This window comes from Frigoribacterium sp. MCBA15_019 (assembly GCF_001864945.1).
Taxonomy (GTDB): Bacteria; Actinomycetota; Actinomycetes; order Actinomycetales; family Microbacteriaceae; genus Frigoribacterium.
Genome location: NZ_MJGS01000012.1, coordinates 44565 through 66699 on the forward strand (window position 1 = coordinate 44565; position 22135 = coordinate 66699).

24 protein-coding genes and 1 tRNA gene are annotated in these 22135 nt (G+C 72.5%); 7 read left to right on the forward strand and 18 right to left on the reverse strand.

The annotated features are described in order from the left end of the window. Window positions 1-176: 176 nt before the first annotated feature. Together radA and BIV04_RS17135 are read right to left on the reverse strand one after the other, a co-directional pair. Window positions 177-1541 carry a DNA repair protein RadA gene (radA, locus tag BIV04_RS09435; protein ID WP_071256035.1) on the reverse strand — a complete coding sequence of 455 codons (1365 nt, stop codon included), beginning with the start codon at window positions 1539-1541 and terminating at the stop codon, window positions 177-179. Between the two features lie 9 nt (window positions 1542-1550). Next, window positions 1551-2477: an SGNH/GDSL hydrolase family protein gene (locus tag BIV04_RS17135; RefSeq protein ID WP_071256036.1), complete on the reverse strand. Its 927-nt coding sequence runs from the start codon at window positions 2475-2477 to the stop codon at window positions 1551-1553. 137 nt (window positions 2478-2614) lie between these two features. Between BIV04_RS17135 and BIV04_RS09445 the strand changes: the two genes are divergently transcribed. Then, window positions 2615-2705, forward strand: a tRNA-Ser gene (locus tag BIV04_RS09445). Between the two features lie 275 nt (window positions 2706-2980). Here BIV04_RS09445 and BIV04_RS09450 read toward each other — a convergent pair. The 6 genes from BIV04_RS09450 to BIV04_RS09475 form a co-directional block, all read right to left on the reverse strand. Continuing rightward, entirely contained in the window at window positions 2981-3517 is a 537-nt protein-coding gene (locus tag BIV04_RS09450) for a hypothetical protein (protein ID WP_071256038.1), read from the reverse strand. 344 nt (window positions 3518-3861) lie between these two features. After that, window positions 3862-5133: an ABC transporter permease gene (locus tag BIV04_RS09455; RefSeq protein WP_083396326.1), complete on the reverse strand. Its 1272-nt coding sequence runs from the start codon at window positions 5131-5133 to the stop codon at window positions 3862-3864. Beyond that, a complete protein-coding gene (locus BIV04_RS09460; RefSeq protein WP_071256040.1) occupies window positions 5130-5936 on the reverse strand; it encodes an ABC transporter ATP-binding protein in 807 nt (268 codons plus the stop codon). Before BIV04_RS09460 ends, BIV04_RS09455 begins: the two co-directional genes overlap by 4 nt. Continuing rightward, window positions 5933-6952, reverse strand: a complete 1020-nt coding sequence (locus tag BIV04_RS09465; protein WP_071256041.1) for a peptidoglycan-binding protein — start codon at window positions 6950-6952, stop codon at window positions 5933-5935. The genes BIV04_RS09460 and BIV04_RS09465 overlap by 4 nt, the downstream gene beginning before the upstream one ends. 130 nt (window positions 6953-7082) lie before the next feature. Then, window positions 7083-7604 carry a hypothetical protein gene (locus BIV04_RS09470; RefSeq protein ID WP_071256042.1) on the reverse strand — a complete coding sequence of 174 codons (522 nt, stop codon included), beginning with the start codon at window positions 7602-7604 and terminating at the stop codon, window positions 7083-7085. Beyond that, the gene (locus BIV04_RS09475) at window positions 7601-8146 is read right to left on the reverse strand and encodes a hypothetical protein (protein WP_071256043.1); all 546 of its coding nucleotides are present in this window, start codon (window positions 8144-8146) and stop codon (window positions 7601-7603) included. Before BIV04_RS09475 ends, BIV04_RS09470 begins: the two co-directional genes overlap by 4 nt. 175 nt (window positions 8147-8321) lie before the next feature. Here BIV04_RS09475 and BIV04_RS09480 point away from each other — a divergent pair, with 175 nt between their 5' ends. The 5 genes from BIV04_RS09480 (at window position 8322) to BIV04_RS09500 (ending at window position 13261) form a co-directional block, all read left to right on the forward strand. Continuing rightward, window positions 8322-8975: a response regulator transcription factor gene (locus BIV04_RS09480; protein ID WP_071256507.1), complete on the forward strand. Its 654-nt coding sequence runs from the start codon at window positions 8322-8324 to the stop codon at window positions 8973-8975. After that, complete coding sequence (locus BIV04_RS09485; protein WP_083396327.1) at window positions 8972-10213, forward strand: HAMP domain-containing sensor histidine kinase; 1242 nt, start codon at window positions 8972-8974, stop codon at window positions 10211-10213. The genes BIV04_RS09480 and BIV04_RS09485 overlap by 4 nt, the downstream gene beginning before the upstream one ends. Before the next feature lie 146 nt (window positions 10214-10359). Then, window positions 10360-11247, forward strand: a complete 888-nt coding sequence (locus tag BIV04_RS09490; RefSeq protein WP_071256510.1) for a helix-turn-helix transcriptional regulator — start codon at window positions 10360-10362, stop codon at window positions 11245-11247. A 78-nt stretch (window positions 11248-11325) separates the two neighbouring features. Next, window positions 11326-12537, forward strand: a complete 1212-nt coding sequence (locus BIV04_RS09495) for an MFS transporter (protein WP_071256044.1) — start codon at window positions 11326-11328, stop codon at window positions 12535-12537. A gap of 214 nt (window positions 12538-12751) precedes the next feature. Continuing rightward, the gene (locus BIV04_RS09500) at window positions 12752-13261 is read left to right on the forward strand and encodes a MaoC family dehydratase (RefSeq protein WP_071256046.1); all 510 of its coding nucleotides are present in this window, start codon (window positions 12752-12754) and stop codon (window positions 13259-13261) included. 66 nt (window positions 13262-13327) lie between these two features. On the opposite strand, the gene BIV04_RS09505 is transcribed toward BIV04_RS09500, so the two are convergent. Then, complete coding sequence (locus tag BIV04_RS09505; RefSeq protein WP_071256047.1) at window positions 13328-14038, reverse strand: SDR family oxidoreductase; 711 nt, start codon at window positions 14036-14038, stop codon at window positions 13328-13330. A 156-nt stretch (window positions 14039-14194) separates the two neighbouring features. On the opposite strand from BIV04_RS09505, the gene BIV04_RS09510 reads away from it, so the two are divergent. Continuing rightward, window positions 14195-14797, forward strand: coding sequence for a TetR/AcrR family transcriptional regulator (locus BIV04_RS09510; protein WP_071256048.1), 603 nt, complete (start codon window positions 14195-14197; stop codon window positions 14795-14797). A gap of 27 nt (window positions 14798-14824) precedes the next feature. Here the strand turns inward: BIV04_RS09510 and BIV04_RS09515 are convergent, their stop codons facing one another. The 9 genes from BIV04_RS09515 to BIV04_RS09555 all read right to left on the reverse strand — a co-directional run bounded on the left by BIV04_RS09515 (window position 14825) and on the right by BIV04_RS09555 (window position 22104). Beyond that, window positions 14825-15820 (reverse strand): NADP-dependent oxidoreductase, encoded by a 996-nt coding sequence (locus BIV04_RS09515; RefSeq protein ID WP_071256049.1) that lies wholly within the window; start codon window positions 15818-15820, stop codon window positions 14825-14827. Window positions 15821-16067: 247 nt separating this feature from the next. Further along, entirely contained in the window at window positions 16068-16583 is a 516-nt protein-coding gene (locus BIV04_RS09520; protein ID WP_071256050.1) for an ASCH domain-containing protein, read from the reverse strand. Between the two features lie 77 nt (window positions 16584-16660). Continuing rightward, window positions 16661-17245 carry a DUF1349 domain-containing protein gene (locus BIV04_RS09525; protein WP_071256051.1) on the reverse strand — a complete coding sequence of 195 codons (585 nt, stop codon included), beginning with the start codon at window positions 17243-17245 and terminating at the stop codon, window positions 16661-16663. A 71-nt stretch (window positions 17246-17316) separates the two neighbouring features. Continuing rightward, complete coding sequence (locus BIV04_RS09530; RefSeq protein WP_055975509.1) at window positions 17317-17538, reverse strand: hypothetical protein; 222 nt, start codon at window positions 17536-17538, stop codon at window positions 17317-17319. Window positions 17539-17722: 184 nt separating this feature from the next. Further along, complete coding sequence (locus tag BIV04_RS09535; RefSeq protein WP_055975506.1) at window positions 17723-18133, reverse strand: cupin domain-containing protein; 411 nt, start codon at window positions 18131-18133, stop codon at window positions 17723-17725. Window positions 18134-18144: 11 nt separating this feature from the next. Further along, the gene (locus BIV04_RS09540) at window positions 18145-18483 is read right to left on the reverse strand and encodes a carboxymuconolactone decarboxylase family protein (RefSeq protein WP_071256052.1); all 339 of its coding nucleotides are present in this window, start codon (window positions 18481-18483) and stop codon (window positions 18145-18147) included. Between the two features lie 367 nt (window positions 18484-18850). Beyond that, on the reverse strand, window positions 18851-20197 hold the full coding sequence (locus tag BIV04_RS09545; RefSeq protein ID WP_071256053.1) for an extracellular solute-binding protein: 1347 nt from the start codon (window positions 20195-20197) through the stop codon (window positions 18851-18853). 135 nt (window positions 20198-20332) lie between these two features. After that, on the reverse strand, window positions 20333-21163 hold the full coding sequence (locus BIV04_RS09550; RefSeq protein ID WP_071256054.1) for a carbohydrate ABC transporter permease: 831 nt from the start codon (window positions 21161-21163) through the stop codon (window positions 20333-20335). After that, window positions 21163-22104: a carbohydrate ABC transporter permease gene (locus BIV04_RS09555; RefSeq protein WP_071256055.1), complete on the reverse strand. Its 942-nt coding sequence runs from the start codon at window positions 22102-22104 to the stop codon at window positions 21163-21165. The genes BIV04_RS09550 and BIV04_RS09555 overlap by 1 nt, the downstream gene beginning before the upstream one ends. Between the last annotated feature and the right edge of the window lie 31 nt (window positions 22105-22135).

Here is a 22135-nt window from a genome sequence, read left to right on the forward strand (position 1 = left end):
CCGCCCGCCCGCCCGCCCGGCCGCCCGCCCGCCCGCCCGGCCCGGCTCAGCCCGGCCCGGCCCGGCCCGGCCCGGCCCGGCCCCGCCCGGCCCGGCCCGGGGCCCGAGTCAGGAGTCACGGGACGCGCCGGGACGCCCGAGTCGGCCTCGGCTCAGGAGGCGCGGGTGGGGTCGGCTCAGAAGGCCCGGTCGAGCTCGCGGTCGCGTTCGGAGCCCGCGGCGCTGAACGCCCGGCGGAGCGCTTCGCGCAGGTTGCCCGCCTCGGCGTCGACGAGCTGGGTGAAGCCGAGGCGACGGGCTTCGGAGGCGCGCTGTTTGGGTGAGGAGACGGGGCGGATCTCGCCGGCGAGGCTGATCTCGCCGACGGCGGCCATGGTCTGGGGGAAGGGTTTCTCGCGGCTGGCGCTGGCGAGGGCCAGGGCGATGGCGAGGTCGGCACCGGGTTCGGTGATCTTGATGCCGCCGACGGTGCTGACGTAGACGTCGGCGTCGCCGAGGCGGATGCCGGCGCGGCGTTCGAGCACGGCGAGCAGCATGGCGACGCGGGAGGAGTCGACGCCGTTGACGACGCGGCGGGGTTGGGGTGTCGAGCTGGCGACGATGAGCGCCTGGACCTCGACGGGCAGGGCGCGGCGGCCTTCCATGGCGACGGTGATGCAGGTGCCGCTGACGGGGGTGCCGTTGCGCGACATGAAGAGGCCGCTGGGGTCGGCGACCTCGGCGATGCCGTCGCCGGTCATCTCGAAGCAGCCGACTTCGTCGGTGGGGCCGAAGCGGTTCTTGTGGGCGCGGATGAAGCGGAGCGCGGTCTGGCGGTCGCCTTCGAACTGGCAGACGACGTCGACGAGGTGTTCGAGCAGGCGAGGGCCGGCGATGGTGCCGTCTTTGGTGACGTGGCCGACGAGCAGGACGGGCAGGTTGCGGTCTTTGCTGACGCGGATGAGGGTCGAGGCGACCTCGCGCACCTGGGAGGTGCCACCGGCGATGCCGTCGATGGTCGACGACGAGACGGTCTGCACCGAGTCGACGATGACGAGTTGGGGGTCGACCTGGTCGATCTGGCCGAGGATGACCGAGAGGTCGACCTCGGCGGCGAGGAAGAGGTTGTCGTGCATGGCGCCGGTGCGTTGCGCGCGGAGCCGGACCTGTGAGGCGCTCTCTTCGGCGGTGACGTAGAGGACGCGGGCGCCGGTGGCAGCGGCGCGGGAGGCGACCTCGAGCAGCAGGGTCGACTTGCCGACGCCGGGCTCGCCGCTGAGCAGGATGGCTGCGCCGGGCACGATGCCGCCGCCCAGGACTCGGTCGAACTCGGCGATGCCGCTGGGCCAGTAGGCGACGCTGTTGGCCTCGACCTGGGTGATGGGTCGGGCGACGCGGTCGCCTTCGACGCGGACCGAGGCGGTGCCGCGGGCACTGACGAGTGCCGAGGTGACGTCGACGACGGTGCCCCACTTCTGGCACTCGCCGCAGCGCCCGGCCCACTTCAGGCTCGTCCAGCCGCACTCGGTGCAGCGGAACGGGGGAGTGGTGGTGCGAGCCATGCTGTCAGCCTAGGAGGCGCCCCCGACATCGGCGGAGGCGTCCGTCGGGGACGTGGCCGCGCCTCCTGCGGTGCCCGTTGTCGCGGTACCGCTGCTGCGGGCGGCAGCCGGGGCGGCGGTCGCGGCAGCGGTGTGCGCCGCGACGGCCTCGGCCTCGCGGGCCTCGTGGGTGGTGGCGGCCTCGTCGGCGGCGATGCGGGCGAGGCGAGCGGCGATGGCGGGTTCGAAAGCCGAGGCCCAGACGCGGTAGCCGCGGTCGTTGGGGTGGAAGAGGTCTCCGGCCGAGTTGCGATAGGTGCGGAAGAAGCCCTGGCGGCGGGTGGTCTCGTAGAGCGGGGCGACGGTGAGGCCGAACTCGCCGGCGACGCGGCGGACGATGGCGTTGGCCTCGACGAGCTTCTTCTCGCGGTCGGGAATCCACATGGCGGGCAGGTCGCCGACGATCGCGTGTGAGGGCAGGGCGCCGTAGATGACGCGGAGGTTCTTCTCGAACGACTCGGGGTTGAACTGGATGATGTCGTTGGCGCCGATGGCCACGGTGACGACGTCGGGTTCGTACTTCTCGAACTTCGGCAGCTGGTCCTTGCGGCAGAGCCAGGTGGTCGAGCCGCTGACGCTGAGGTTGACGACGCGCAGCGAGGTGTGGCTCTGGCGGCGCATGAAGGCGGAGAGGCGGCCGACGTAGCTGCGGGCCGGGCTCGAGGCGCCGATGCCTTGGGCGGCGGAGTCGCCCATCGCGACGTAGAGCAGCTTGCCCTTGCGGTCGAAGCGGTCACGCCACCAGGCGGAGTGGACGGGCAGCAGGGCGTTCAGGTCGGCGGCGGCCGCGTTGCGGCGATGCATGAAGCGGCTGACGCCGGCGCCGGCGGCGGCCGTGGTGGCGAGGGTGACGCCGACGCCGGAGAGGAAGGCGGTGACGGTGTGGCGTGAGGGCATGGGCCGAGGCTACGCCGGGCTCCGCTGCCCCTGCCGGGCGTCTCTGCAGCCTGTGCACAACCCCGAGGAGGCGCGGTCCGGTGGACGAGCAATTCCTCGGTTTCGTCCCTGCCGCCGGATGTACTAAACTCGACCTCGGTACCGTGTCCGAGCGGCCGAAGGATCATGTCTCGAAAACATGTGTGGGGGTTAACTCCACCGTGGGTTCAAATCCCACCGGTACCGCCAAAGAAAACCCCTGCTGAGGCGGGGGTTTTCTGCTTCTCAGAACAGCTCGGGGCGCAAACACGGGCCGTCGGCTAAGCAGATCGTCTGATGGGCACGTCCTGCTGTGACCGTCGGGCATGACACCTCACCCTCGTCGACACCGGCACCTTCGTCCGGGACAAGCGCGGCACCTGGGCGTACTGCGCCCGCGTCCCCCGGTGCCCTCGGTTCCTCGGGCACGTTGCTCGTCATGGCCTGGCGGAATGCCGCCCGGATTTCCCAGGGCGGCATCGCCGTCACGGTGTCACGGTGAAGTCCTGCACGAGGGGCCCGCACTCCTCTCGTGCGGCCGCCGACGCCGGGTCGGACGCCGGGTCCGGACCGGTGCCGGGCTCCTCACCGACGCCCTCGACGCCGTTCTCCGCCATGCACGCGGCGTACCGACGCCAGGCAGCCTCCAAGGCCGCCTCCTGCTGCGCGATCGCCGACTCGCTTCGCGTCCCGTCGTCACAGGCCGCGAGTGCGCGCTCCCAGGTGTCCTGATCGACGTCGCCCGGATCGGCCACCATCCCCTTCGCGTGCATCTCGGGTGTCGGGTCGTCGACGTCGATGCCCTGGTCGCGCATGCAGGCTCCCCACAGCGCGGCGGCGGCCGCGCGGGGGGTGCCCGACGTCTCGGCGGTCGACCCCGTCTCGGCCGGCGACCCGCCGACCACCGAGCAGGCGGCCAGGGCCGTCCCGGCCACGATGAGGACAGCGATCGAGGTGACGACGCGGGCGGCCCGGGTCGGCCTCGGGGCGAGGTCGGCGTTGTGGCGGCGAGTCACGGTCATGCGGTGGTTCCTCTCAGGGGGGGTGCTGTCTCGGTGAGTCGGCCGCCCGACGAGCGCATGGGGCGGCAATGCGGAGCCGTACCGGAGCAGCTCGAAGGGCGAGCTCCGTGGGCAAAGAGTGGGTCAGTGGTCAGTGGTCAGTGGTCAGTGGGTCAGCGGTCAGGGGCCTGGCGCCCTGGGAGGCGCGGTGGGCGTGGCCGTCGGGGCCGACCTGAGCTCGGGGCCGAGTCGTCGTGCGGCGTCTAGGGCTCCGGTTCTTCGCCGACGCCGTCGCGGGGGTGCGAGACGCGTAGCTCACAGTGCGGTTCTCGCACCGCCGTGCTGCGCGCCTCGCACCGCCCGCATCAGGTCGCGGCCAGGGCCGACGTCGGGGGGATGCGAGCCGCCCGCGACGCCGGGTACAGCCCGCTCACCCCGCCGATGAAGACGGTCGCGCCGAGCCCGCCGACGACCGCCCAGAGCGGGATGGTGACCGGCCAGCCCTGCGAGACGGCGAACACCGTGGTGACGCCGGCCCCGAGGGCCACGCCCACCGCGCCTCCCAGGAGGGACAACAGCAGCGACTCGACGAGGAACTGGTCGCGCACGTGCCGCCGTCGAGCCCCCAGGGCCCGCCGCACGCCCACCTCGGCGCGGCGCTCGAGCACGGTGATGACCATCGTGTTCGCGACGCCGATGCCCCCGACGAGCAGGGCGACGCCGCCGATGCCAAGCAGCAGGCCGGTGAACGACTCCTCGGTCGCCTGCTGGGCGGCGAGGGCGTCGGAAGGGCGGCTGACCGAGACCCCCGACGGGTCGGCCGGGTTGACGGTCGGCGCGATCAGGTCGCGCACCGCGGCCACCGACTCCGGCGCCGCTCGGGCGAACAGCTGCGTCGGGTGCCCGTCGAAGCCGAACTGCTGCTCGGCTCCCGCGGCGGGCACGAAGGCCGAGGTGTCGAGGTCAGGCGCGAGGGCCAGCGGCTCGAGGATGCCCGTCACGGCGACCCAGCGTCCGCCGATCCAGATGCGGGTGTCGGGCTCCACGTGGTCGATGCCGAGCGTGGCGGCCGCCGTGGCGCCGAGGACGACCTGGGGGAGCTGGTCGGACGTCGGCCCGAACCACGACCCGGAGGCGAGCTCGCCGCGCAGGACGGTCTGCAGGTCGCCCATGACCACGTCGAGGGTGATGCCCCCGGAGGCGGCGGTGGGGACGCGGTCGGTGCGGTAGACCCTCTGGTCGGTCACGCGCCCGACGCCGGCGGCCGATTCCACGTCGTCGCGCCGGTCGAGCATCGACACCGAGTCCTCGGGCAGGGGCACCGGGTCTCCGCTGAACGACTTGCCGGGGGCGGCCTGGAGGAGGTTCGTGCCGAGTCCGTCGAGCACGCGGTCGAGCGCGGCCTGGCTCGACGACGAGATGCCGACGACGGCGATCATCGCGGCGATGCCGATCGCGATGCCGAGGGCGGACAGGACGACGCGGGTGGGCCGGGTCCGCAGTCCGAAGACGCCCAGCCGCAGCAGGTCGCCGGGGGACAGGTGGCCGGTGCGGCCGGGCTTCTCGGCCTTCGGCTGCTTCGGCGCCCGCGGCGTGCGGGCCGTCCGGGCGGTGCCCGCGAGCCCGTCCGCGGTCATGATGCCACCGCCTGACGGCCGGACGGGTGCGCGGCTCGAGCGGCCACGGCCGGCGAGGTCGGCATGGCGGCCGCGAGGCCCGCGGCGTCGAGTCCGGACACGTCGTCGACCACCCCGTCGCGCATGCGGACCTGACGGGGCAGGCTCGCAGCGAGAGCGAGGTCGTGCGTGATGACCACGATCGTCGTGCCCGCCTCGTTCAGGTCGCCGAGCAGGCGCAGGATCGCCGCCCCGGACGACGAGTCGAGCGCCCCCGTGGGCTCGTCGGCCAGGAGGATCGTCGGGTCGCCCACGATGGCCCGGGCGATCGCGACACGCTGCTTCTCGCCTCCGGAGAGCTGGTGGGGCTTGTGGTCGGCGCGGTGCGCGAGCCCCACACGGGCGAGTGCCTCTCGTGCCCGCTCGGCCCGGCGGCGCCGCGGCACCCCCGCGTAGAGCAGGCCGTCGGCGACGTTCTCGGTCGCCGTCGCGCCGGCGGCGAGGTGGAAGTGCTGGAACACGAACCCGATGTGGTCGGCCCGGAGGCGCGAGACCGCGTCGTCCGTGAGGTCGCCGATCTCGTGGCCCGCGACCCGGATGGAGCCCGCCGTGGGACGGTCGAGCGTGCCCATGACGTTGAGCATCGTCGACTTGCCGGAGCCGCTGGGGCCGACGACGGCGACGAACTCGCCCTGGCGGATCGTCAGGTCGATGCCCCCGAGCGCGGCGAGGTCACCGTAGACCTTGGTCACGCCGGCCAGCTCGAGCACGGGGCCCGCACCGGCCTCGGGGGCGGACCGTGGCTCGACCGCTGCGCCGGTCACGACGGCACCACGACCTCGTCGCCCTCGGCGAGGGCGTCGCCGAGAACCTCGACGCGGCCCTGGGCGAAGAAGCCGAGCTCGACGGGCACGCGCTCGACGGTGCCGGCGGCGGTCTTCTTCTCGACCGCGTAGCCGTCGCCGCTCGCGAGCAGGGCGGTGACGGGCACGCTGAGCACGCCCTCCCGCTTCTCCCCGTCGACGACGAGGTCGACCGTCGACGTGGTCGAGGTGCCCTCGGGCAGGGGGGCGTCCAGGCGCACGACGACCGTGACCTTGCCGTCGTCACCACCGCCTCCTGAGCCCTTGCCGTCGTCGTCGCCGCCCGTGGGGGCGCCGATGCTCTGGACGGTGCCCGGCACGCGCGTGCCGTCGGGCAGGCCGACCTCGAGGGCGGCGTCGTCCTGGAAGCGCACCAGGTCGGTCGCCGAGACGGAGGCGGACGCCACGAGGGCAGTGGACGTGTAGCCGTAGAGGACGCCGCCTGCCGCGTCGCCCACCCGACCGCGGAGATCGCCGACGCGGATGTCGCCCGGCACGAAGGCGACGTCCGACGCCGTCAGTGAGCCGGTGCGCTCGAGCCCCCGGTCTTTCTGCCACCGCACGACGGCGGCCCGGGTCTTGCCGTCGAACACGTCGTCGTCGGCCACGTCGTAGCCGAGGGCGCGGAGGCTGTCCTTGAGCTGCGCGACGTCGGAGCCGCGCAGGCCGATCTCGAGCGTCCGCCACAGGGGCACGGCCCCGTGGAGCGCCCTGACCGGGCGCTCGTCGACCGAGTAGAGGACGCCGTCGAGACCGATCACGTCGCCGAACGCGGGCAGTCCGGTGACGGTGCCCGTGCCGGCCGAGCTGAGGGGCACGGGCGCGCCGTACCCGAGCATGCCCGGGATCTTCTTGCCGTCGACGAGGTCGCCCATCGTGACCGGCGTCGTGGGGCGGCTGCCGGCCGCCTCTGCCGAGGCGGTGGCGGCGGGATCGGCGCCGCCGCCGTCGAGGACGGCGCAGCCGCTCAGCGTCACTGCGCACGTGGCGCCGGCGGCCAGGGCCAGCCACAGGCGCCGTCCGGGGCGTCGGAGGGGACCAGGACGGTCTCCGGACGCACGGGAGGAGAGGGGGGAGAGGGGGGAGAGGGGGGAGCGGGTGCGCGACTCAACCACGGGGGGCTCCTTCGCCGGCCCAGGGGCCGTACTTCGCGTCGCAGTCGAAGAAGGCCCTCGACTCCGGCGTCTCTTCGGTGGACATGAAGGGGAACTGGCCGTCGACGGGGTCGGCGAAGTCGGTGAACCCTGCGTCGCGGACGCACTGGGCGACCTTCAGGCCCGATTCTTGCGCCTCCGCCACGTCCTGCTCGGAGGGGCGGTGGTCGCCGCCGCCGAGGGACTCGGGCAGTGCTGCGCTGCAGGCGTCGAAGTCGGCCATGTACGCCTCGGGCTCGACACCGTCCGGCGCGGCGATGACGCCCTCGACGAGGTCGGAGTCGGCCACGTCGTGGCCGGCGTCCCGGAGGCACGACCCCATGGCTGCCGTCCAGCTGGTGGACGACGCCGTCGTGGACGACGGATCAGGTCGCGAGGGCGTGGATGCGCATGCGGAGAGGGTCGCCGGCACGGCGGCCAGTGCGAGGAGGAGGACGGCGGCGGTGCGCGCGGTCCGGCCCGTGGCGCGGTTCATCGTCCGGCCACCTGCATGCCGGCCTGGCACTTGTCGATCGCGGCCTCGTACTCGGGGTCGCCGTCGTACTCCTCGGGGCCGTACCAGACGCCGTCGACCGGGTCCTCGACGTTCTCGAAGCCCTCGTCTCGGAGGCACTGGGCCATCTCGATCATCTCCTGCGTGAAGGAGTCCTTCTCCTCGTCGGAGAGCTTCAGCGAGCCGGACCCGACCGAGTCCTGGCAGCCGCTCACCACGTCGAAGTAGTCGTCCGCGGCGTCGGAGCCGGGCTCGACGTCGCCGGGCAGCAGGAGCAGGCCCTTCTCGGTGAAGTCGGAGTCCTCGACGTCGTAGCCGGCGGCACGGACGCACTGCCCGACGGCGGCGGCCTCGGACGAGGAGGCGGTGCCCGAGGAGGCGCCGGCCTCCGACGCGTCGGACGAGCAGGCGGCGAGGAGCCCGGGCAGCAGCACGCCGGCGGTGAGCAGGGCGGCGAGGCCGCGGCGGCTGCGCCGGCGGGACGGCCGGGAGGTCGTGGGGGAGGGGGGAGCAGAGGTGATCACGGTGATCCCTTTCGTCGTCGTTCAGGTGTGCCCACTCCACAGGGGAGCGTGTTTCGTCGGCGCACCCGAGATTGTTATGTGCATGAAACATCCACACGTGTAATATCACACTTGTGCCCGCCTCCCGACGGGCCGGATGCGAGGGACGCCGGACGCCGGCGGGACGGAGGGGGCCGTGAGGGTCCTGGTGGTCGACGACGAGAAGGCCCTGGCCGACCTGGTGGCCGCCGGCCTGGGCCGGCAGGCGATGGCGGTCGACGTCGCGTACCGCGGCGACGACGCGGACGAGCTGCTGGCGGTGAACGACTACGACGTGGTCGTGCTCGACCGCGACCTGCCCGGCATGCACGGCGACGCCGTGGCGCGGGCGATGGCCGAGCGGGGCTCGACGACCCGCATCCTCATGCTCACCGCGGCCGGCGGTCTGCACGACCGGGTCGGCGGGCTCGAGCTCGGCGCGGACGACTACCTCGCGAAGCCCTTCGAGTACCCCGAGCTCGTCGCCCGGGTCAGGGCGCTCGGGCGCCGTCCCGGCCTGGCCGCCCCGCCCGTGCTGCGTCGCGGCGGCATCGAGGTCGACACCGCCCGCCACACGGCGACCCGCGACGGCCGTGACCTCGCCCTGTCGACCAAAGAGCTGATGGTGCTCGAGACGCTCCTCACCGCGGACGGCCGGGTCGTGAGCGCCGAGGAGCTCCTCGAGAAGGTCTGGGACGTCAACGTCGACCCCTTCACGAACGCCGTCCGGGTCACGGTGAGCAAGCTCCGCCGCAAGCTCGGCCAGCCCGACCCGATCCGCACCCTGCCGGGCCGGGGGTACCAGCTGTGACCTGGGGAGCGGGGACGGACGGCTCGGCTCGGCCGGCACGCCGGGGGAGGGCGCTCTGGCCCGCGCGGTGGAGCATCCGCACCCGCACCTCCGTCGTCTTCGGGACGGTCTTCGCCCTGCTGGCGGGACTCGTCCTGGTCGGGGTGGCGGCTGCGACGTCCCAGGGCGTGGCGGTGACGCTGGCCACGGTCTCGGCCGACGACCCGGGGCTCGACGGCTTCGCTCCCGTCCAGCCCACGGAGCCGCACGGGCCGGAGCTCGGCTGCCCGGGCGGGGCCTGCGACGGCGTCACCGCGAAGGAGGTACCGCAGCTGCTCCTGTCGGAAGTGCTCCGCCGGCAGCAGATGCTCTGGTCGGGTCTCGGCGTCGCGGTGGCGTCCTTGCTCGCGGCGGGGGTCGGCTGGTTCGTCAGCGGACGCATGCTGCGGCCGCTCGACGAGGTCGTCGCGACCGCTCGTGGCATCACGGCGAGCACGCTGCACGAGCGCATCGCCCTGACGGGTCCGCGTGACGAGGTCGCTCGCGTGGCCGAGACCATCGACGAGCTGCTCGACCGGCTCGAGGCGTCGTTCGAGGCGCAACGCCGCTTCGTCGCCTACGCCTCGCACGAGCTCCGCACGCCCCTGGCCGTGCAGCGCGCCGCCTTGCAGATCGGGCTCGACGACCCGTCGCCGGACGCCGTCGCCGCCACCCGCGATCAGCTGCTCGAGGTCAACCGCGCGAGCGAGCACCTCATCGAGAGCCTGCTCGCGCTGGCCACGGCCGATCGCGGGCTCGACGCCGATGCCCGGGTCGACGTACCGCTCGGAGACGTGGCCGCCGGGGTCGTCGGGTCGTGCGTGGCGCGCGCCGACGAGGTCGACGTCGAGCTCATCGTGGGCAGGGGCTCGTTCCCCCGGGTGAGCGGCGACGCCGTGCTGCTCGGCCAGCTCGTGCAGAACCTCGTGTCGAACGCCCTGGAGTACAACGTGCCCGGCGGGTGGGTCCGCGTGCACGGCGGTCCGGGCGTCGTCCTCGTCGTCGAGAACACCGGCCCGGTCGTATCCGCCGAGGTCGCCGCCACGCTCACGCAGCCCTTCACCCGGGGTTCCGGGCACGGGGCCACCCCAGGAGGCGCGGAGGGCGTCCGGCACAGCGGCCTCGGTCTCGCGATCGTCGCCTCGGTCGCCCGTGCTCACGGGTGGGTCGTCGACATCGAGCCGCGCGCCGAGGGTGGGCTGCGGGTCGTCGTGCGGTGACCGACGCCGTCGCGAGAAGACGGACCCCTACCGCGGTGCGGAGCGAGCGTCACGACCTCGACCACCTCGCCGGCGTGCCGGGCCTCGCCGAGCCTGGTTCCGACAGGGCCTGGTTGCCCCGAACGGCCGACCGTAGGGTCGAGTACATGGACAACCGAGCCGAGGTCCGCGAGTTCCTCGCCACCCGCCGCGCACGCCTCTCGCCCGAACAGGCCGGCGTCGTCAGTGCCGGTGGCCAGCGACGCGTCCCGGGGCTGCGACGCGACGAGGTCGCCCGTCTCGCCGGCGTCAGCGTCGACTACTACACGCGTCTCGAGCGCGGCAACATCGGTGGGGTGTCCGACAGCGTCCTCGACGCCATCGCCCGCGCGCTCGGACTGGACCAGGCCGAAACCGACCACCTCTACGACCTCGCCCGCGCCTCCGGTCCCTCCCGCCGCAAGCCCCCGGTCGCCAGCGAGCAGAAGATCGCGCAGTCGCCGGTGCAGCACATGCTCGACGCCATGACCGGCGCCGTCGCGATGGTCACCAACACCCGCATGGACCTCATCACCGCCAACGCCCTCGGCTTCGCCCTGTACTCCGACATGTACCGCAGCACCCTGCGCCCCGCCAACCACTCGCGCTACATCTTCCTCGACCCGGCCGCGCACGACTTCTACCCCGACTGGGAGCGCGCGGCCAACGTCAACGTCGCCATCCTGCGACGCGACGCCGGGCGCAATCCGCACGACGCCGGCATCGCCGCCCTCGTCGGCGAACTGTCCATCCGCAGCGACGAGTTCCGCGCCCGCTGGGCCGCCCACGACGTCCGCCGCCACTACACCGGAGCGAAGGAGTTCCGGCACCCGGCCGTCGGCCTGCTCGAGCTGGACTTCCAGGTGATGGAACTCCAGGACACCCCCGGGCACTCGCTCACGGTCTACACGGCCGCCCCCGGCTCCGCGTCCGACGAGGGGCTGCGCCTCCTCGCCTCGTGGGCGGCGACCGAGAACGTCGTCCAGCGGGCCCGGTCCGCCGAACCCGTCGCCTGACCCGCACCTCCCTGCTTCCTCCAGCACCACCTGGCTCACCCCCAGGAGGCGCATCCCCGCGCCCGAAAGGACCTCACCATGTCGACAGCCCCCGTCCCCACCCGCGTGCACCGCGCCTCCGTCGACGGAGGGCCCGTCGAGCGGCTGCCGGTGTTCTCGCTGGTCGTCCTGGCGACGACGGGGTTCATCCTCGTCGCGATGGAGACGATGCCGGCGGGCCTGCTGCCCGTCATCGCGAACGGCCTCGCCACGAGCGAGGGCGCCGTGGGACTGCTCATCAGCGCCTACGCACTCGGCACCGTGGTCGCGACCGTGCCGGCCATCACGCTCACCCGGGGGATGCGTCGCAAGCCGCTCCTCCTGATCGCGATCACCGGCCTGGTCGTCGCGAACACGGTCACGGCGCTCTCGCCCGTCATCGCGCTCGCCCTGGTGTCACGGTTCGTGGCCGGCGCGTTCTCGGGCGTCATCTGGGGCATGCTCGCCGCCTACGGTCGGCGGATCAGCCCGCCCGACCGTGCCGGGCTGTCGCTCTCGATCGTCTCGGCCGGTGCGCCCGTCGGCTTCGCGTTCGGGACCCCGCTGGGCTCGTGGCTGGGGACGGCCTTCGACTGGCGGTGGTCGTTCGGCGGGCTGACCCTGCTCGGGGTCGTCGTCTTCGTGCTGGTGGCGAGCATCGTCCCCGATGCGGCACCGGCACCCGCGGGCGCGCGGCTCTCGCTCGGACGCGTGTTCCGCATCCCGGGGATCGCCGTGATCCTGGCCGTCATCGCCGCGTGGATGCTGGCGCACAACACGATATACACCTACGTCTCGCCGTACCTGCGGGCCGGCGGGTCGGGGCTCGGCGTCGACGTCACGCTGCTGATCTACGGCATCGCCTCGATCGGCGGGATCGTCGTCACCGGGGCGCTGCTCGACCGGCACCCGCGGGCGCTGCTGCACGGCAGTGTCGCCCTGTTCGTCGTCGCCGGGATCGTCCTGCTCGTCGGCCACGCGTCGGTGCCGGCCGTGGTCGTCGCCGCGGTGCTCTGGGGCGTGACGTTCGGCGGGGCGTCGGCCCAGCTGCAGGCGGCTCTCACCACGGCAGGCGGCGACAACGCCGACGTCGCGAACGCCTTCTTGCCGGTGGCGTTCAACGTCGCGATCTTCTTCGCCGGGATCGTCGGGGCCGCCCTGCTGACCGTGGCGGACGGGCTCGTGTTGCCGGTGCTGATGATCGGGTTCGGGGTCGTGGCCCTGGCGCTGACCGTGTACGGGCGGCGCAGCGCGTTCCCCGCGGTGCTCTGACCGGCACCTTCTCGACCCGGTGGTCCCTGCGAGCCTTCGGTCGGAACGGCTCGACCGCATGGTGGAACGAGTCGACGACACCAGGAGGCGCGGTGCCGGTTCGAACCGCACCGCGCCTCCTCGGTGTTCAGACCCCAGGAAGTCGCCGAGACCCCGGCTCGCGCATGCGGGTCTCGGCGACTTCCTGGGGTCTCGGCCGACCTAGGCTGAGATCGTGCCCTACGAACCGGACGGGACCGCAGCCGCGGCCGACGACACCTCGCCCTTCGGGCATCGGCTCGCCGACCGCTTCCTCGACGACTACGTGCCCGGCCTCACGCTGGAGCACGGCTCGTACCGCGTGACGGCGGACGAGATCGTCGACTTCGGCCGCCGGTTCGATCCGCACGACATGCACGTCGACGCCGAGCGGGCCGAGGCGACACCCCTCGGCGGGCTCGTGGCCAGCGGCTGGCACACCACCGCGATGATGATGCGCCTGATGGTGGAGTCCTACCTCAACCAGGCTGCCAGCGTCGCGTCACCCGGCGTCGACGAGCTGCGCTGGTCGGCGCCCGTCCACCCCGACGACGTGCTCCGCGCCCGGTTCACCGTCGTCGACGCCCGGCCTTCCGCATCCCGTCCCGACCGGGGAGTGGTGCGCACCCGCATCGAACTCCTCGACCAGCACGACCGGACCGTGATGACACAGGTCATGACGAACCTGGTCCTGCGCCGCCCCTGATCCCGCTGACCCTGCAGGAGGCGCGGTGCCGGTCCGGACGGCACCGCGCCTCCTGGATTCCGCCGGTCAGCGCGTGGCGAGCTGCGGGTAGAGCGCCTCGAGAGGGGCCGACAGGGCCGCCTTCACCTGGCGCGAGGTCTCGTCGGCGAGGACCTCGTGCTCGCCGGCTTCGAGAGCGTCGAGCACGTCGGCGACCAGGGTCGCCGGGTCGGTCTTCGCGTCCGTGACGCCCGCGGCCATGGCCGTGTCGACGTAGCCCACGTGCACGCCGACGACCTGTACGCCCGCGGGCTGCAGCTCGAGGCGCAGCGAGTTCGTGGCCGACCACAGTGCGGCCTTCGTCGCCGAGTAGATGCCCGCGACGGCGAACCACGACAGGGCCGAGTGGATGTCGATGATGGCCGTGCCGCCGCCGTGCGCGCGCAGGAGGGGTGCGTAGGCGCGGGCGAGGAAGAGCGGGCCGAAGAAGTTGGTCTCGACGTTGGCGCGGATCTCGTCGTCGGTGTTGGCGAGGATGCCCGGTTCGGGCGCGTTGGCCCCGGCGTTGTTGATCAGGACGGTCACGTCAGGCGCTGCCTCGACGACGGCGGCGATCGAGGCCGGGTCGGTCACGTCGAGGGTGAGGGGCACGACGCGCTCGTCGTCCCAGGTGCGAGGGGTGCGGGCCGTGGCGTAGACCTTCGCGGCGCCGCGGGCGAGGGCGGCCTCGACGAAACGGGTGCCGATGCCCCCGTTCGCTCCGGTGACGAGGACGACGGAGCCGGTGATGTCGGTCATGGGTGTTCCTTCCGTGGGTGGTGCGAAGATGAGGCGACGCGTGATCGAGTCGCCCCGTTACTGACTCCTGTCATAATTGAGTTCAGTCAGTTTCTATTCCGGCCAGCGTCCATCCGGTTGCCGTTCTTCCGTCCACCGCCCTTTCCAGGAGGCCCCATGTCGTCGACCGTCCCGTCGCTCGGCCGCCGAGAGCGCAACAAGCAGGAGAAGCTCGAGCGCATCACGCAGGCCGCGTCCGACCTGTTCAGCCGTCACGGGGTCGACGAGGTCACGACCCAGCAGATCGCCGAGGCGGCCGACGTCGGCGCCGGCACGCTCTTCCTGTACGCGAAGACCAAGGGCGAGCTGCTGCTGCTTGTGCAGAACGCGGCGTACGCGCGCTCCCTCGACGAGGGGATCCGCGCCTCCTCGTCCGCCTCGACCGCACTGGACGCGGTCGTCGCGGTGCTCGAGCCGATCGTGCACTGCAACCGGGCGCAGGTCGAGAACGGCCGCACCTACCTGCGCGAGATGGCGTTCGGCGACGCCGCCGAGCCGCACCACGCCGAGGCGCTCGCCATCGTCGCCCGGACCGAGGAGGCGGTGGCCGGGATCGTCACGCGCCTCACCTCGGCGACGCCTTCCGACGCGGCCACGTTCGCGCACGTCGTGTCGGCCGTGATGATGCTCGCGATGTCGTCGGCTGTCGACGAGTCCGTGCCGGACGACGAGATCGTCGCAGGGGTGAGGCGTCAGCTCGAAGTGATCCTGCCGCGCTGACGGACCTCGTCGTGTGGGTGCCGACCGTCACGGGAGGGTGACGACCGCCTTGCCGCGGATGCGGACCTTCCCGAGGCCGTCGAGCGCGGTCGCCGTCTCGGCGAACGGGTGCGTCGCGCCGACGACCGGGCGGATGGCCCCGGCGTCGACGAGTGCCGCGATCTCGCGCAGCTGGGCTCCGTCGGCGTGCATCCAGAGGAACTCGTACCGGACGCCGAGCTTCCGTGCCCGGGCGCGGACCCCGCGGCTGAGGGCCGCGATGGCGAGGCGGACGACCGGGTTCAGCCCTGCGGCCTTCGCGAAGGCGGGGGTGGGCGGGCCCTGGATGCCGATGGCGATGCCGCCGGGGCGGAGCACACGCAGCGACTTCGCCAGGTTCTCGGCGCCCAGGCTGTCCAGGACGAGGTCGTAGCCGGACAGCTCCTGCTCGAATTCCTGCGTGCGGTGGTCGACGACGACGTCGGCGCCCAGCTCGCGTACGAACTCGGCGTTCGAGGCGGAGGCGGTGGTCGCGACGTGCGCGCCGAGATGCTTCGCGAGCTGAATCGCGATCGAACCGACCCCGCCGGCACCCGCATGGACGAGCACCTTCTGGCCCGGCTGCACGTCGCCGCGTTCGACGAGGGCCTGCCAGGCCGTGAGGGCCACGAGGGGGAGCGACGCGGCCTCGACGGTGCTGATCGAGGTCGGGGCGAGGGCGACGTCGGCCACGTCGACGGCGATGCGTTCGGCGAAGGTGCCGATCCGATGGTCGCGGGGGCGGGCGAAGACTTCGTCGCCGGGCTTCAGGCCGCGGACCGAGCCGCCGACCTCGATGACGGTCCCGGCGACGTCGTGGCCGAGGACGAGAGGCGCCTCGTAGGGGAGGATCAGCTTGAACTCGCCCTCGCGGATCTTGGCGTCGAGGTGGTTGAGGCCGGCGGCGGCGACCTCGATCAGGACGTCGTGGTCGCCGACGGTGGGCTCGGGCACGTCGACTTCGTGCAGGGGCTTCTCGTTAGCGTCGAACGCGAAGGCTCGCATGGGGGTGCTCCTGGTGGGCTGTGGCTGTGGGTGGCGGACTGGCTGGGGGTGGCGGGCTGGCTGGTGCGGCCCGCGACGTCCTCGGTCCGAGGGGTCTCGGCGTCGAACATCCGAGCGTGCTCAATTCTGAGTGCACTCAACAAACTTGTCAAGAATGGACATTGATGGTGACCGACCCGTCGCCGACCGTCGCCGCGCCTCCTCGGTCCGATCCTCCGACCCTCGGTGCCCACGGCCCCGGCGGGGTTCAGTCCGCGTGCTCCGGCGGCCACACGACCGCAAAGTTCTCGAAGACGATCTCGTCCTGCTCGGACCACGTCACGCCACGCGCTCGACACGTGCGCTCCCAGTAGCGCCGGTGCTCGCGCTGCCAGCTGCTCAGCGTGCGGTCGTCCTCACCCTCGGCGAAGGCGAAGGCTGCATCGGCGGTGTCGAACGCACCGATGCGCAACTGCAGGCTGCGGATGACGATCCGCGGAGCCCCCGTGCTGTCACACGCGATCCAGTGCGACCCGATCCGCGGCAACGGATCGCCCCGATGCGCGAACTCCGACACCAGCTCGGCGGTCGCCCGCTTCCGACCGGACAGCACCACCTCGAGCAGCTCGTCCGCGAGCCGCGCCGTGTCGCCGAAGTGCTCCACGGTGTAGTCGTCGTCCACGGCGCCCCCCGCGCGTCGTGAGGCCGAGTAGGCGGCCCACATCGCGGTCGCCGCATCCCGGTCGGACGGCGCGACGGGGCGGGTGGCAGGTGCGTCACTCATGGGGACGATCGTGCCAGAGGACGGCCGCCGCGCCTCCTCGGCTCTGCCGGACCCGGCCCGCGGGGTCGGGCCCGTGCTCAGTTCTCGGGGTGCAGGCTCTCGTCGGCGGGAGTCGTCGTCCAAGAGGTGAAGTGCACGGTGAGGTCGGCGCGCGAGGGGGCGCAGCAGAAGGGGCCGGCGCTCGCCGCGGCATCGGGGGCGAGCGGGGCCACGCGGACCAGGCGCCAGGGCTCGGCGTCGACGCGGGCCCGCACGGTGAGCGCGTCCCCTGAGCGGCTGGCGCGGATCGTCACGATGCGGCCGGTCCAGTCGACGGGGGAGAGCGACCAGTCGGACTCGCCCCGCGTCACGACGGCGCCGAGGCTCTGCTCGCCGTCGCTGAGCTCGACCCCGGCCTTGACCCAGGTCTCTGGGTCGACCGAGACGAAGATGCCGGCCTGGTCGAACTGGGCCGAGAAGTCGAGCACGAACGACACCTCCATCGCGGTGCCCTGCGGGAACGGCGCAACCAGGGCGTGCTCGGTGTCGTGCACGAACCCGTACGACGTGATGCGCCAGGCGTCGCTGCCCTCGGCCGCCGTGACGCGCAGGCCGTCGTCGGCGATGTCGACCGCGGTCGGCTCGGTGGTCCAGGTGCCGGTGGTCCAGGCGATGTCGGTCATGGCGTCCTCGTTCTCGATGGTCGTCGGGGGTGGCGTCGGGGGTGGCGGCAGCGGTGGCGTCAGTGCCGGCGTCAGCGCTCGTGCGTCGGGGCGTCGCCGGCCTCGAGGGCGGCGTGCTGCCTCTCGACACGGCGGTTCACGGCCATCGTCCGCAACCCGACCACGATCGAGAACGAGCCGCTGATGATCATCAGCACGCCCACGAGATCGCTGCCACCCCGGGTCAACAGCGCGCCGCACACGACCACTCCGGCGGAGAGGATGAGCTGCAGGGTCGTCCACGTCGTCGTCATCCCCCGACCCTACGAGCCTCCGGCCGCGAGCGGCTCGCCCGCGCGGCGGAACGAGCCGACGACCCGAGGAGGCGCGGTGCCCGATCGAACCGCACCGCGCCTCCTCGGTGCTCAGACCCCAGGAAGTCGCCGAGACCCCTGCTCGCGAGTAGGGGTCTCGGCGACTTCCCGGGGTCTCGGCGGCTCAGCCGGCGTCCGAGCCGGCGTAGTCGGCGTCGGTGATGCGCTCGAGCCAGGTCGTGGTGGTGGCCGGGTCGTCGGCTGCCTCGAGGATGGCGATGTGCTCCATGAAGCTGCCCTCGGAGGCGGCGTGGAAGTGCTCCTCGCCGGGAGCCACGAAGATCGTCTGCCCGGGGTGGACGTCGACGACCTTCCCGTCACGGGTGCCGAACCGCGCGACGCCCTCGGTGACGTACAGGAACTGGCCTCGCGCGTGGTGGTGCCAGGCGGTCCGCGCACCGGGCGCGAAGCGGACCTTCGCGACCGTCGTGCGCTGGTCGTCGGTCTGCGGGGTGGCGATCGGGTCGAGCCACACCTGGCCCGGGAACTGCTCGTCGGGGTTCAAGGTCGTGGGCTGCGGGGGCAGGATCTGCACGGGGTTCCTTACTACTTGTCGGTGTCGTCGGTGAAGAGGGCCTTGGCGACGCCCATGGCGGCCATCCCGTTGGGCCAGCCGGCGTAGAGCGTCACGTGCGTGATCGCCTCGACGAGCTCGTCCTGGGTGACGCCGTTCTCGACGGCGCGGCCGAGGTGGAACTTCAGCTGCTCGGTGTTGCCGCCGGCGGCGAGCACCGCGACGGTGACGAGGCTGCGGTCGCGCGCCGACAGCTCGGGGCGGTTCCAGACGTCGGCGAAGAGGACGTCGTCGGTGAGCTCGGCGAGCTTGGGGGCGAAGTCGCCGAAGAGGGTGCGCCCTCCGCCGACCTGGACGGGCTGTTCTGACATGGGTGCGCTCCTGGTCGTGGGTGTCGGCGCCGGGACGCCCGGTGCCGGACGCCGGCTCCGGGCGACGAGGTGTCCGCCGGGCCGGGCCGTGCTCGACGCTAGGCCGGCGAGGGCGGGGCAGGGAGGCCCCGCCAGGGTCTCCCTGCCCCGACACGCACGCGAGAGGGATGACGCTCAGGGCGACGCGACCACCGCAGGAGGCGCGGTGCCGGTCTGACGGGCACCGCGCCTCCTGCGGGTGGTCGCGCCTCGCGGCGCCCGTGTCGCACCACCCAACGGACATCGCACCGTCCACTTGGGCGGTGCGATGTCCATCCGGCGGTGCGACGCCCGGTCGACGGCGCGACGGGCCGCGCGACCTGGGCCGCTACTTGCCCGCGGCCTCGTTGTACGACGCGATCTGCTTCGCGGCGGACTTCTCGGCGTCGGCCATCGTGCTCTCGACGTCGGCCCCCTCTACGACCTGGTTGAAGGCGCCGATGACGGTCGCTCGCACGCTCGGGAACGCCCCGGTGACGCACCCGGCGGCGGCGACGCTCGTCGCGTTGTCGGCGAGCTGCCCGTACATGGTGGCGACGTTGGGGTCGGTGAGCGACTGCTTGCCGACCGCGGTGTCGGCCGCCCCGGTGTTCATCGCGAGGTAGCCGGTGGCCTTCGCCCACTCGGCCTGGACCTCGGGGGTCTGCAGCCACTCCGCGAACTCGTAGGAGGCGCGCTGCTCGGCGTCGGAGTGTCCCTTGCCCGAGATCCAGAGGGCGTTGCCGCCGATGACCTGACCGGCATCGGCCGAGTCCGCCGTCGTCGGGAACGTCGCGACGACCGACTTCGTACCGTCGGGGTCGACCGTCGTGTACGCACCCGACGACGTCAGCAGCATGCCGACGCGGTCGCTCGAGAAGGCGCTGTTCTGTGCGGCCGAGTCGGTGCCGGGGTTGAGGGCCGAGCCGTCCTGGTAGAGCCCCTGCAGTCGCGTCATGAAGTCGAGTTGCGTGTCGGTGGTCAGCGAGACACCGTCGACCGGGTCGGAGCCGCGGCCGTTGTCGGGCGTGCAGAAGTCCTCGCCACCCGAGGCCGAGAGCTCCTCGAGCATCCACGAGTCGGCCATGTTCATGCTCATGCCGTAGCCGCCGGTCGCGGCGTGGATGGCCTCCGCCCAGGTGGCGACCTCGTCGAGCGTGGTCGGCGGATCGGTGACGTCGAGCCCGGCCTTCGCGACGAGGGCCTTGTTCAGGTACAGCACCGGCATCGACACCGAGAACGGCATGGCGGCCAGGCCGTCGGCCCCGGAGTAGTACTGCGCGGCGGCCGGTGCGATCGCGTCGGGGTCGAACGAGTCGTCGTCGGCGGTGAAGGTCGAGACGGGCACGGTCTGCTGCGAGTCGATCATGAACCCGGTCGAGGTGTCGTTCATCATCAGCAGGTCGGGGGTCGAGCCGGATTGCACCGAGGCCGTGTACTTCGTCTGGACGTCGGCGTACGCGCCCTGGAACGACGCCTTGACGGTGATGCCGTCGTCGTTCTCGGTGTTGAAGCGGTCGACGAGGGTGTCGAGCTCGGTGGCGGCCGGCCCCGACATCGCGTGCCAGAAGTCGATGGTGACGGGGCCGGAGGCGGTCGCCTCGTCGGAGGCCTGGCCCGAGCAGGCCGTGAGGCCCAGCAGGGTGACGGCGCCGGCGGCGACGAGGGTCAGCGTGGTGGAGCGGCGAGAGGGCATGGCTGGTCCTTCGGGGTGAGGGGAGCGAGAGGAGGGGCGGGGCGGGTCGTGCGGGGGACGAGCGGGGGGAGCGGGGGCGATCGGGCGAGCGGCGGGCAGGCGAGCAGCGGGCGAGCGACGGGCGGGCGGGTGGCGCTACTTGAGCGCACCGGTGGTGAGGCCGCCCGCGAGGAACTTCTGGGCGAAGAGGACGAGCAGCAGCACGGGCAGGGTGACCATCGCCGCGCCGGCGAGGACGACCCCGACGTCGGCGCCTTCCGACGCCGCGAGCTGGGCGATGCCGACCTGCACCGTGCGGTTCTCGGGCGAGTTCGTGACGAGCAGCGGCCAGAAGTAGCCGTTCCAGGCCGCCGTTGCGCTGACGAGCGTCACCGAGACCAGGGTGGGACGGGTGAGCGGCAGCAGCATCGACCGCACGAAGCGGACGTGGCCGGCCCCGTCGAGGACCGCGGCCTCGCGCAGTTCGGCCGGGAAGCTCAGGAACGCCTGGCGGAACAGGAAGATGGTCAGGGCCGACGCCACGAACGGCAGGAAGACCACCAGCAGGGTGTCGATCAGATGCCACGACGACACGGTCAGGTAGTTCGCGATCAGGGTCGTCTCGCCGGGGATCATCATGCTCGCGAGCAACACCAGGAAGATGGCGCGGGTGCCGCGCAGCCGGCAGAAGACGAGCGCGTACGCCGTGATGATGCCGATGGCGACCTGCAGCACGGTCTGCGCGAAGGTGACGACGACGCTGTTGACGAACTGGTGGCCCAGCGGCACCACCTGGGCCGCCCGCACGAAGTTGTCGAACCCGAGGTGGATCGGCACGAGCCCCGGCAGGCCCTCGTTCAGGTACCGCGTCGGTGTCAGTGCCCCCTCGAAGATGTAATAGAGAGGGAAGCAGACCACCACGACGGCCACCACGAGCCAGGCGTAGACGAGTCCGCTGCGGACGCGGCGGGCGGTGCTCGGGCGCATCAGTAGTTCACCCGCTTCTCGAGGATGCCGAACTGGACGAGCGAGAGGGCGAGGACGAGCACGAACAGCACGACGCCCAGCGCGGCCGCGAGCCCGAAGTTGGCGCTGCCCGAGCCGAAGGCCTGCTGGTAGATCGCGAAGACGAGCGTGCGGGACGAGTCGGCGGGCCCGCCGCCCGTCAGGATCTGGATCTGCCCGAACGTCGTGAGTGCCTCGACCGTGCCGGTGACGACGACGAAGAACAGCGTCGGGGTGACGAGCGGCAGCGAGATCGACCAGAACGAGCGCAGGGGCCCGGCACCGTCCAGGTGCGCCGCCTCGACCACCTCGGGGTCGATGGCCCCGAAGGCGCCGAGCAGCAACAGCACGGTGAAGCCGAGCGAGCCCCAGACGGTGACCAGGATCACGCTGGCCAACGCCCAGTGCGTGCTCGTCAGGAAGGGGATCGACTCGCCGCCGAACTGCGTGATCACCGTGTTGACCAGTCCGGTGCCGGGGGACAGCATCGCCGCGAACGCGACCGAACCGGCCGAGACCGACACCACGAGCGGCGACGTGAGCAGTGCCCGGAAGACGGGCATCCCTCGGAGCTTGACGGTCAGCGGGACGACGACCAGGAGGCCGAGCACGATGCGACCGCCGACCACGCCACCGCAGAAGATCGCCGTGTTCAGCATGGTCTTGAGGAACGTCGGGTCGGTGAAGGTCGTCACGTAGTTGCGCAGGCCGACCGACCCGGCCGCCTGGCCGAAGATGTCGGTGCCCTGCGTGCTGAGCACCAGGACGCGGCCGAGCGGGTAGAAGACGAACACCGCGAACACGAGCATCGCGGGGACGAGCAGCACGATCCCGAGGCGTCGATCCGAGCGTGCCCAGGCGGGCGAGGTCGGGGCGGGGCGTGCGGGCACGGTGGCGAGACCGGGCCGGACGGAGACCGTCATGAGGCAGGGCACCTTCGTTAGGGAACGTTCC